This window comes from Erwinia sp., from assembly GCF_049696395.1.
In the GTDB taxonomy this organism is placed as follows: Bacteria; Pseudomonadota; Gammaproteobacteria; order Enterobacterales; family Enterobacteriaceae; genus Erwinia.
In genome coordinates, this window is sequence record NZ_JBAVTT010000176.1 from 37,651 (window position 1) to 48,023 (window position 10,373).

Annotated in this window: 10 protein-coding genes; 4 read left to right on the forward strand and 6 right to left on the reverse strand. The window is 53.8% G+C overall.

The window, feature by feature from the left end; all coding sequences use genetic code 11:
- Positions 1 to 50: 50 nt before the first annotated feature.
- The 3 genes from WCC56_RS20380 to dgt form a co-directional block, all read right to left on the reverse strand.
- On the reverse strand, positions 51 to 1,208 hold the full coding sequence (locus tag WCC56_RS20380) for a CdaR family transcriptional regulator (RefSeq protein ID WP_424694135.1): 1,158 nt from the start codon (positions 1,206 to 1,208) through the stop codon (positions 51 to 53).
- A gap of 180 nt (positions 1,209 to 1,388) precedes the next feature.
- Entirely contained in the window at positions 1,389 to 2,822 is a 1,434-nt protein-coding gene (gene degP, locus WCC56_RS20385) for a serine endoprotease DegP (RefSeq protein WP_424694136.1), read from the reverse strand.
- Positions 2,823 to 2,967: 145 nt separating this feature from the next.
- On the reverse strand, positions 2,968 to 4,473 hold the full coding sequence (dgt, locus tag WCC56_RS20390; RefSeq protein ID WP_424694137.1) for a dGTPase: 1,506 nt from the start codon (positions 4,471 to 4,473) through the stop codon (positions 2,968 to 2,970).
- 120 nt (positions 4,474 to 4,593) lie between these two features.
- On the opposite strand from dgt, the gene mtnN reads away from it, so the two are divergent.
- From mtnN to WCC56_RS20405, 3 genes are all read left to right on the forward strand, one after another.
- Positions 4,594 to 5,292: a 5'-methylthioadenosine/S-adenosylhomocysteine nucleosidase gene (mtnN, locus tag WCC56_RS20395; RefSeq protein ID WP_424694138.1), complete on the forward strand. Its 699-nt coding sequence runs from the start codon at positions 4,594 to 4,596 to the stop codon at positions 5,290 to 5,292.
- On the forward strand, positions 5,285 to 6,091 hold the full coding sequence (btuF, locus tag WCC56_RS20400) for a vitamin B12 ABC transporter substrate-binding protein BtuF (protein ID WP_424694139.1): 807 nt from the start codon (positions 5,285 to 5,287) through the stop codon (positions 6,089 to 6,091). Before mtnN ends, btuF begins: the two co-directional genes overlap by 8 nt.
- A 135-nt stretch (positions 6,092 to 6,226) precedes the next feature.
- Complete coding sequence (locus tag WCC56_RS20405) at positions 6,227 to 6,481, forward strand: hypothetical protein (protein WP_424694140.1); 255 nt, start codon at positions 6,227 to 6,229, stop codon at positions 6,479 to 6,481.
- 34 nt (positions 6,482 to 6,515) lie between these two features.
- Here WCC56_RS20405 and erpA read toward each other — a convergent pair whose 3' ends face one another.
- Complete coding sequence (gene erpA, locus WCC56_RS20410; protein ID WP_041691911.1) at positions 6,516 to 6,860, reverse strand: iron-sulfur cluster insertion protein ErpA; 345 nt, start codon at positions 6,858 to 6,860, stop codon at positions 6,516 to 6,518.
- 89 nt (positions 6,861 to 6,949) lie between these two features.
- Entirely contained in the window at positions 6,950 to 8,389 is a 1,440-nt protein-coding gene (clcA, locus tag WCC56_RS20415) for a H(+)/Cl(-) exchange transporter ClcA (RefSeq protein ID WP_424694141.1), read from the reverse strand.
- Between the two features lie 171 nt (positions 8,390 to 8,560).
- Here clcA and hemL point away from each other — a divergent pair, with 171 nt between their 5' ends.
- Entirely contained in the window at positions 8,561 to 9,844 is a 1,284-nt protein-coding gene (hemL, locus tag WCC56_RS20420; protein ID WP_424694142.1) for a glutamate-1-semialdehyde 2,1-aminomutase, read from the forward strand.
- A 104-nt stretch (positions 9,845 to 9,948) separates the two neighbouring features.
- On the opposite strand, the gene WCC56_RS20425 is transcribed toward hemL, so the two are convergent.
- Positions 9,949 to 10,373, reverse strand: a 425-nt coding sequence (locus WCC56_RS20425; protein WP_424694143.1) for an iron chelate uptake ABC transporter family permease subunit, incomplete at its 5' end; no start/stop codon positions are given.

Sequence of the window (10,373 nt, forward strand, 5' to 3'; positions counted from 1 at the left end):
GTCTGCAACAGAAAGGCGGAGAACTCTCCGCCTTTTTTTATGCCCTTCCCTCAAGGTTGCTCATCGAGTTGCAGCGCCACATACAGCAGCAATCTGTCGTCAAAATTACTCAGATTCAACCCGGTGAGTTCAGAGATACGGTTCAGGCGGTATTCCAGCGTATTACGGTGGATATACAGCGCTTTAGCGGTTGCCGAAGGCTGAACGTTATTGCTGAACCAGGAAACCAGCGTTCTGCGCAGCAAGCCGTTGTTATCCATCGACTTAAGTTTGGCCAGCGGCAGGGAAAGTTCGTTGGCTTGCCATCCACCGCGCAGGCTGTCCAGCAATACCGGCAACACCAGATCCTGATAGAAATAGCTGCGCTGCTCCGGCATCCGCTGTTTGCCTACGACCATCGTGGTATGCGCGGTCCGGTAAGAACGGGCGATGCTGCCTGGTCCGGTGAAAAAATTCCCTAACGCTATGCGCATCCGCAGATGACCACTTTCGGTCATTCTCGACTGTAACAACTCCACCCTCTTCCGGTGATCGTCGGCATCATAACGGCCATGTGCATTAAAAGCTGGTTTCAGCACCACCATTTCGGTCAGCGACACGATGGCAATCAGGTTATCTCTTTCCGGCGTGGTCAGCAGAGTTTGCAGCTGTTGCAGCTCGGACATTGCGCTGTCTACGCCAAGCTGGCCGCTGTCCACCTCAACCACCGCCACAACCCGGGGTTGATTGAGGTCGATGCGCAGGCGCTGTGCCCACTCAACTAATGCCGGGGAAAGCGTCTCGCTGCGGATCAGGTTCAGCACCAGCTCTTCACGCAGGCGGCTGTCCTGTGCCAGCATATGCAGCAGCCGAGCCTGCTCCAGCATCATCTCAGCGGTCATGCAGACCAGCTCGCCGTAATGTCTGAGGGTATCTGGGGCGCCAGTAAGGCCGATTACGCCAACAATATCGCCGTCAATGCGCATCGGCAGGTTAATGCCTGGCCGCACGCCGTGCAGATGTTTAGCCACGCCTTCATCAATATCCACCACACGCGCCTGGGACAAAGCCAGCAGCGCGCCTTCGTGCATTTCACCAATACGTTCGCGATCGCCGCTGCCAATGATCCGCCCACGCGCATCCATCACATTGACATTGCTGTCAATAATTTGCATCGTGCGGGCGACGATGTCCTGCGCCAGGCGGGCGTCCAGATGGTAGGTAGCCATTCACTGCTCCAGAAAAGCGTTATCCGGTCAGCATACCTGTGCAACAAAGACGAAACATTGTGCATCTGCACTAAGCACGGTTTGGACTGTAAAAATTGCGGGGAGCATCACAAAGAGAAGGGTTACTGCGGTGGGAAAGTGGCAAGAAGTGCCGACGAGTAAGGTCGGCACTTCCAGAAATTACTGCATCAGCAGGTAAATAGAGCTGTCGCCACGCTGAATATTCAGCGCCAGGACCGAAGGTTTGGTGTCCAGAATCTTGCGCAGTTCACCCAGGTTAGCAATCGCCTGTTGGTTCACGCCCAGGATCACATCATCCTTCTTCAGACCGATGCGCGCAGCGGCAGAACCAGCCTTCACGTTATCAACCTTCACACCCTTCGCCCCTTTTTCGTCAAAGTTGCTCAGGTCAGCGCCTTCAATGCCGGTGTAAATCGTCGCCGATTCCACTTTCGGCTGAGAGCTTTGCTGAAGCTCGACGTTCACCGTTACCGGTTTGCCATCACGGATTAAGCCCAGAGACATTTTAGTGCCGACTGGCAGCGAACCAACCTGCGCACGCAGCGCGGAGAAGCTGGAGATCTGCTTACCGTTGATGGACGTCACGACATCACCGGCCTTCACACCCGCTTTCGCCGCTGAGGAGTTCGGTAGAACCTGGCTGACAAATGCGCCACGCTGAGCATCAACATTCATCGCTTTCGCCAGCTCGGAATTCAGCTCAGTGCCCATAATGCCCAGCTCGCCACGTTTCACCTGGCCGTATTCAACCATCTGCGCGGTCAGGTTTTTTACCATGGTGCTTGGGATAGCAAAGCCGATACCGATATTGCCACCGTCCGGTGCCAGGATCGCGGTGTTAATACCAATCAACTCACCGTTCAGGTTCACCAGCGCACCGCCCGAGTTACCCCGGTTAATTGCGGCATCGGTCTGGATAAAGTTCTCGTAATTTTCCACATTCAGGCCGCTACGGCCCAGCGCGGAAACGATCCCTGACGTGACCGTTTCACCCAGGCCATACGGGTTACCGATAGCCACGGTGTAGTCGCCCACACGCAGATCGTCAGAATCAGCAATCTTGATTGCCGTCAGGTTTTTCGCGTCTATCAGCTGGATTAAAGCGATGTCAGAGCTGGGATCTTTGCCAATGACTTTCGCATCATATTTGCGGCCGTCGCTCAGCTGAACCTGAATTTTTGTCGCATTGTTTACGACATGATTGTTGGTAACGACATAGCCTTTGGCTGCATCAATCACCACACCAGAGCCCAGCGAGCGGAATTTCTCCTGCTTTGTCTCTCCTCCGCCCTGTCCCTGAGCACCGCCGTCCTGACACATCGGAGAGCTCTGGAACGGCGAGCCGTCCTGACAGAATGGTGAGTTATCACCAAAGAATTGCTGGAACTGTTGCGGCATCCGCGGGGTTTTCACCGTGGTACTGCCTTCAACATTGATGCTCACAACCGAGGGCATCACTTTTTCGAGCATTGGAGCCAGGCTTGGCAACTGCTGGCTGGAAGAAGAAGCCGTTTCGGCTGCAGAAGCAGCCAGCGGGGTCATCGCCATTCCCAGGCTCAGAGCCAACGCGCTTACTAAAAATGTTTTTTTCATGCGTCTGTTTCTCTAGTGTCCAATTATGCAACCATTGCTGTGGTCGTGATGATGAGAGTTAATTTTTAACGCTAAGTTCATGAAAAAGTTTCAGCAAAAGGTAAATATTTATTCTCTGCCTTTACAATTGAAAGTACTTCCCACGTTATTCCACCGCCATCAGACGACGGTACTCATCCCATGCATACAAATCTGTCATACCGCTGACGTAATCCTGCAACATTCTCGCCCGGTAATAATATTCCCAGATGGCAATATCTCCAGCGCGATTATCCAGGCGACCCACAGCCTCACTATATGCCAGGCGAAAACGAGTAGAGAGTTTATGGAAAAGACGAGTCTCTATTGGATAGCCTTTTAAATAATCCTTCTCTATCAACTCGGCAAATTCTTCCTGACTCAACATCAGTAAAGGGTGATAAATATCCAGCAGCCCTTTGATTACACGGTAACCCTGCAGCTCAAGCTGTTCAACGTCAGGGTGGTTAAACACATGACGAAACGCAACTTTCTTGAAAATTTCCAGTAACTGGCTCTGGGCATTGCCATCTTCCAGCAGCGCGCCATTGAATTTTCCTTCATACACTTCAGGCAAATTATCAATAAAGCGGCTGGCGGCGTGAGGGACTAAACGGGAAACGGTATTCACCCGCAAATACATAAAGAACTGATCTTCACTGCTGCGGCTGGTTTGGGAACTTCTGGATTTTTCCAGCGCGCTGGTTACCACTAAACTGAAGAGATCATTCGGCTTATGGTTTGGCCAAAGTTCGAATAAGTACTCGTAGAGTTGTTCAACGCTAAATATATTCTTTTCAACGGCATCTTCAAGATCGGCCACACAATAGGAAATATCGTCCGCCGCTTCCATGATATAGGTCAAGGGGAAACGACAGTGCGGTTGAAGATCCAGTTCTTTGCGTAATCTGGCAACGTATTCTGCTTCCGCCAGATAATATCCCGGTTTTTTCATCAGATAATCGTGGCCCGGTGGAATTTTTCCTCTGTGCCACGCTGGCCGGGTATATTTCAAAATGCAGCCGACCTGCGCCCAGGTCAGGTTCATTCGCAACAGCGAATGCACCATGCGTATCGCCTGAGCATTGCCCTCAAACTGGGATAAATCTTGACGAATCTTTGCACGAAGATCGTTAAAGCCATCGGTTTTATAGCGCAGCACTTCCGGTTCACAGCGGTCGGCACGCTCGTCCGGCGGCAAGAAGTTGTTATCCATCCGCTGGCGGAACCAGTCATTAATAGCGGATTCCCCAAAATGACCGAAAGGCGGATTACCAATGTCGTGCATCAGACAGGCCATTTCAACAATGCTTTCAAACGGGCCGGTCAGTTGATCGAGCCCGTAGTTTTCCAGCTGGCCTGACTCCTTCAGCCGGGTCAAAACCTCTTTGGCGATATAACGTCCAACCTGTTGCACTTCAAGCGAATGCGTCAGCCGCGAACGTACCGCGGCATTACGTTCAAGCGGGAAAACCTGGGTCTTCTGCTGCAAGCGACGAATAGCCGCCGAGTTGATAATGCGCCCGCGGTCGCTCTCAAAAATTCGCAGAATCTCATGTTCGTCTTTCGGCCCCTGCATCGGACGATAACGACGCTGATAATTAATCTTTTTCCTGAAGTCGATTTCGGTCATGCCTGCTTCCCATTGTCCGGCGCCAGATTCATGCCTGGTACGCGTGATGCCCTTCATCCTGCCATGATAGACTATGCGCCGAAATGACAGATTAATTCCACCACATTAGCGAGTATCCCTATGAAAGCAGGCATTATTGGTGCAATGGAGCAGGAAGTCACTCTGCTGCGCGACAAAATTGAAAACCGTCAAACGCTGACGCTGGCAGGCTGTGAAATCTATACCGGCACGCTCAATGGCGTTGACGTTGCGCTGCTGAAATCGGGCATTGGTAAAGTGTCTGCTGCGCTTGGTACTACGCTGCTGCTGCAGCTTTGCAAACCTGACTTTATTATCAACACCGGCTCTGCGGGTGGCCTGGCCCCTTCACTGAAAGTGGGCGACATCGTGGTTTCTGATGAAGTGCGTTATCACGATGCCGATGTCACGGCCTTTGGTTATGCGCCAGGGCAGATGGCTGGTTGCCCGGCAGCCTTCGCCGCTGACGAGAAGCTGATTGAAGCAGCTGAAGCCTGCATTAAACAGCTGGGACTGAACGCAGTTCGTGGTCTGGTCGTAAGCGGTGATGCGTTTATTAACGGCGCTGAGCCACTGGCACGCATTCGTACCACCTTCCCACAGGCAGTTGGCGTGGAAATGGAAGCCACGGCGATTGCCCACGTTTGTCATCAGTTCGCGGTGCCGTTCGTGGTCGTTCGCGCTATTTCCGACGTGGCCGATCAGGAATCGCACCTGAGCTTCGATGAGTTCCTGGTAGTAGCGGCTAAACAATCTTCGCTGATGGTTGAAACCCTGCTGACCAATCTGTCCCGTGGCTAAGCGCTTCCTCGCCTGCCTGCTGCTGCTTGCCTGTTTTGCTGCAGCAGCGGCAACGCCCAGAGTGATTACGCTGGCACCCAATCTGACAGAACTGGCCTTCGCCGCGGGGATCACCCCCGTAGGCGTCAGCGCCTGGTCGGATTATCCCTCAGCCGCGAAGCAGGTTGAGCAAGTGGCCAACTGGCAAGGCATCAATACCGAACGTATTCTCGCGCTTAAGCCTGATGTAGTCCTCGCCTGGCGTGGGGGCAATCCTCAACGGCAGGTGGATCAACTCAGTGCCTTTGGCGTGAAAGTCGTCTGGATAGAAGGCAGCACCGTTAAAGAGGTGATCGCCAGTTTGCGGCAGCTGAAAAGGTGGAGCCCAGACCCGGCCAAAGCCGATGCAGCTGCTGATGTATTGAGCCAGCAACAGCAAACGCTGAGCCACCGCTATGGCGGGCTGGCAAAGAAAAGAGTGTTTCTGCAGTTTGGTCAGCATCCTCTGTTCACCGCTGCAGGCAAAACCTTGCAGAATGAGATTTTGCAGCTGTGTGGCGGGGAAAATATTTTCGCTGACAGTCGGGTTGCCTGGCCGCAGGTGAGCCGCGAGCAAGTCTTAATGCGCAAACCGGCGGTGATTGTAACGGGAGGAGAGGCAAAGCAGGTCAACGACGTTGCTGCCTTTTGGCGCCCACAATTAAACGTTCCAATAATTGCCGTAAATGATGACTGGTTTAGCCGCCCAGGACCCCGTATTATGCAGGCTGCTCAACAATTGTGCAGCCAACTGCACCCCGAGCAAAAACCTGAAACCTGAAGGCCGCAGTAAAGTCGGTTAAAGTTTCAACAAAGATTGTCGTTAATAAAATAACGAGGCGGCGAAATATTCTCTTCTCGCTGCCCGTTTTTTGGGCGAAAGCCCGGATTTTTTTACACCAGGAAAGACAATACAATGAAAGCCGTTTATCTGGCCCTTGGCCTTATGATGGCTGGTCATGCCTGTGCTGCGTCCATTACGGGCAGCATTGGGGTCAAACTGACCATTTACTCGCAATGTCATATTGACGGGCAAAGCACTACACCAGCGAACTCACCCACAGTAAACTGCGGCCAGCAGTTATCGGCCCAGCCAAAAGTGACCGAAACGGTACTCTCAACAAAGAGTAAGAACCGGGAAGCGTCTAAATTAGTTACGGTTGAATGGTAAGACCCCCGGCAGCGAAAGCGCCGGGGCAACATCATCAGATGCTGAACGAAGAGCCACAGCCACAGGTGGTTTTCGCGTTCGGGTTGGTCACAATAAACCGCGAACCTTCCAGGCCTTCGGTGTAATCAACCGCGCCACCAACCAGATACTGCAAACTCATCGGGTCAACCACCAGCGAAACGCCCGCTTTCTCAATGGTCATATCACCGTCGTTGATCTTGTCATCGAAGGTAAAACCGTACTGGAAACCACTGCAGCCCCCCCCGGTGATATACACACGCAGTTTCAGATCCGGATTCTCTTCGTCTGAAATCAGATTTTTGACTTTACTGGCCGCTGCTTCAGTAAACTGCAGGGGCAGAGCTATATCGTCACTCATTTAATACTCCAGTATGCATTCAGGCGGTTGCCTGCCAGGTCATAAATCGACCCTCTTTCGCATCATTATCTTATACACAAGTATAGCAATCAAGTATCCGCCGATTTCCCTGCAGCCTGCGTGGCACTCTGTGCTGCCACTTGGTCATCGTCTTTCTGCTGCTGTTTTGCCAGCGTCCGCGCCAACAGTGAGGAATAGAGCGGCTTGCCGCCAAGAAACTGTGCCAGTAAGGTTGCCCCAAGACAGGTAATAATCATCGGCAGAATAAGCTGATAATTATCGGTCATTTCTAAAACCAACACGATCCCGGTCAACGGAGCCCTTACCGAGGCCGCAAAAAGTGCGCCCATGCCCGCAATGGCAAAGGTGCCAGCCTGAAGATGATAAGCCGGGAACAGCGAAGCGCTGGCCATGCCATAAGCGGTTCCGAGCAGCGTCCCCAGAGCCAGCATCGGCGCAAAAATACCGCCAGGTGCGCCAGAGCCGAAACACAGCAGCGTGGTCACTACACGAGTGATAAAGATAAACAACAACATGCCCACGGTATAATTTCCGGCTGCGGCGATCGGGATCAGGTTAAATCCACCGCCAGCCGCTTCCGGCTCAATCACTCCGAGCACGCCGCAAACACCGCCGAGCACGCCGCCGATGATCAGGATCTTACGCATGTTGCCGCCGTGCAGGCGCTGGAACATATCCTGGGTACGGAAAATCAGCGCATTGAACAACACACCAACGATGCCGAACAGCATCCCCAGCAGCAAATACAGCCAGAGAGTATTGACCGGCGCATTGGCCAGTTTGCCCACTTCGATCACCGCGCCTTCGCCGTTAAAGATGCGGAACACTATGCTGGACATGATCACGCCAATAAATACGGCTTTGATAGAGATAACGCTGTAGCGGAACTGCAGCCTCATCTCTTCGATAATAAACAGGATGCCAGCAAGCGGTGCGTTAAACGCGGCGGACAATCCAGCAGCTGCGCCCGTTGCCAGCAAAGAGTGACGGGCTTCAGTGCTTTTCATGCGGAAAATATCCAGCACCATCCGACCAATATTCCCGCCCAGCTGCACGGTTGGCCCTTCCCGACCCAGCACCATGCCTGCCCCCAATGCCCCCATGCCGCCGACGAACTTAACCGGGATCACTCGCCACCAGCGAACCGGACGCAACTCTTCCAGCGCCCCTTCAATTTCCGGGATGCCGGAGCCAGAAGCTTCCGGTGCAAATCGTCTGACCAGGTAATACCCCACCATCGCCAGCAGCGCAGAGAGGATGAAAGCCAGAGGGAAAACCAGCACCCAGTGCTTCTCCACGGTGGCCAGCATTGACAGGCGCTGGCTAACGACTGCATTAACGGCTTTTTCGAATATAACACCGACCAAACCGGCCAGCGTGCCGACAATGCCCGCGACAACCAGCACTGCAGCAGGCGTTTTATCTTTCCGGAGGATCAGGCGTAAAAAGTCGCCTCGCCGGGCCGGGACAGTGTTCAATTGCTCAGTAGATGACGTATTTTCGTTCATATCCTGTTCATTGTTCAGTAAAGATAGGTCAATATCTTACCCTCCTGAGTCGCGATGTCCCGGGAAAATTTCCTCTCTAATCGTGTCAAAAGCGCGACTTGCCTTTTATCCAGGCCCCATGTTCCCTTAGAATGGCCGGGTTTTTCTTAATGCATCCTCAGGAGCGGAACCATGAGTAAGTCTGAAAATCTGTATGCTCAGGCGCAGCAACTAATTCCCGGTGGCGTGAATTCCCCGGTGCGCGCGTTTAGCGGCGTTGGCGGCGTACCGCTCTTTATTGAACGAGCTGACGGCGCTTACTTATACGATGCCGATGGCAAAGAGTACGTTGATTACGTTGGCTCCTGGGGCCCAATGGTGCTGGGTCACAACCATCCTGCCATCCGTGACGCGGTGATTGAAGCGGCCCAGCGCGGCCTGAGCTTCGGCGCACCTACCGAGATGGAAGTGAAGATGGCGAAGCTGGTCACCGACCTGGTGCCAACCATGGACATGGTCCGGATGGTGAACTCAGGGACAGAAGCCACCATGAGCGCAATCCGTCTGGCGCGTGGCTTCACCCACCGTGACAAGATCATCAAGTTTGAAGGCTGCTATCACGGCCATGCGGACTGCCTGTTAGTGAAAGCCGGTTCGGGTGCCCTAACCCTGGGCCAACCTAACTCTCCGGGCGTTCCGGCTGATTTCGCTAAACATACTCTGACCTGTACTTACAACGATCTGGATTCCGTGCGCGCTGCTTTCGAGCAATACCCTCACGAAATCGCCTGTATTATCGTTGAGCCGGTCGCAGGCAATATGAACTGCATTCCGCCTCATGCTGACTTCCTGCCGGGCCTGCGCGCGCTGTGCGACGAATTTGGGGCGCTGTTTATTATTGATGAAGTGATGACCGGCTTCCGCGTAGCGCTGGCTGGTGCTCAGGCGCATTATGGCGTGAAGCCTGATCTGACTTGCCTGGGTAAAATCATCGGTGGCGGTATGCCTGTAGGCGCATTTGGTGGCCGCCGTGACGTGATGGAAGCGCTGGCGCCAACCGGCCCGGTTTATCAGGCTGGCACGCTTTCTGGCAACCCAATTGCCATGGCGGCTGGATTCGCCTGCCTGAGCGAAATTGCCAAACCAGGCAGCCACGACAAGCTGACCGCACTGACCACGCAACTGGTTGACGGCCTGCTGGCTGCGGCAAAAGAGACCGGTATTCCGCTGGTGATGAACCACGTAGGCGGTATGTTTGGTCTGTTCTTTACCTCTGCCAAAGAAGTGACCAGCTACCAGGACGTGACCCAGTGTGATGTGGAGCGCTTCAAGAAGTTCTTCCACCTGATGCTGGAAGAAGGTGTCTATCTGGCACCGTCTGCCTTCGAAGCTGGCTTTATGTCTCTGGCACACAGCCAGCAGGATATCGAGCGCACTGTCGAGGCAGCACGCCGTAGCTTCGCTAAATTAGCCTGATCATTGTCAGGCTTAGCGTGGCACCTGAGGCCACGGAGTAGCACGTTGCAAACAAAAAAACGCCTGGTGATCTCTCATCAGGCGTTTTTTTTAGCCGCCTTCCCTTACACCTTACGCAACAGATAAACAAAGTAAGGTGCGCCGATAAACGTGGCCAGCAGCCCTGCAGGGATCTGATTCGGGAACGCCACAATCCGTCCACACCAGTCCGCTATCGCCATCAGACCACCGCCCATCAACGCGGCCATCACCACTTGCGGAACGGCACGACGGAAGCCCAGCATCCTGACAATGTGCGGTGCCATCAGACCAATAAAGCTCAGCGGACCAATGGTCAGCGTAGCGGCGGCGGTTAATCCGGCAGCCAACAGCAACAAGGCGAAGCGCGAAGGCTTCAGTGCCACGCCCAGCGAGCGAGCCGTCTCCCCGCCTAAAGGCAGCAGAGTCAGCCAACGACGGCAGAGTGGCACCAACGCCAGCAGAATCACGGTGATTGCGACCGTGCGCCACGCCTGGGCTGCATCAACGC

What these genes read in the sequence shown, in the direction of transcription:
- dgt (WP_424694137.1), bottom strand. Translation starts at nt 4,473, where the DNA reads ATGACCGAAATCGACTTCAGGAAAAAGATTAATTATCAGCGTCGTTAT.
- erpA (WP_041691911.1), bottom strand. Translation starts at nt 6,860, where the DNA reads ATGAGTGACGATATAGCTCTGCCCCTGCAGTTTACTGAAGCAGCGGCC.
- clcA (WP_424694141.1), bottom strand. Translation starts at nt 8,389, where the DNA reads ATGAACGAAAATACGTCATCTACTGAGCAATTGAACACTGTCCCGGCC.
- WCC56_RS20380 (WP_424694135.1), bottom strand. Translation starts at nt 1,208, where the DNA reads ATGGCTACCTACCATCTGGACGCCCGCCTGGCGCAGGACATCGTCGCC.
- hemL (WP_424694142.1), top strand. Translation starts at nt 8,561, where the DNA reads ATGAGTAAGTCTGAAAATCTGTATGCTCAGGCGCAGCAACTAATTCCC.
- WCC56_RS20405 (WP_424694140.1), top strand. Translation starts at nt 6,227, where the DNA reads ATGAAAGCCGTTTATCTGGCCCTTGGCCTTATGATGGCTGGTCATGCC.
- mtnN (WP_424694138.1), top strand. Translation starts at nt 4,594, where the DNA reads ATGAAAGCAGGCATTATTGGTGCAATGGAGCAGGAAGTCACTCTGCTG.
- degP (WP_424694136.1), bottom strand. Translation starts at nt 2,822, where the DNA reads ATGAAAAAAACATTTTTAGTAAGCGCGTTGGCTCTGAGCCTGGGAATG.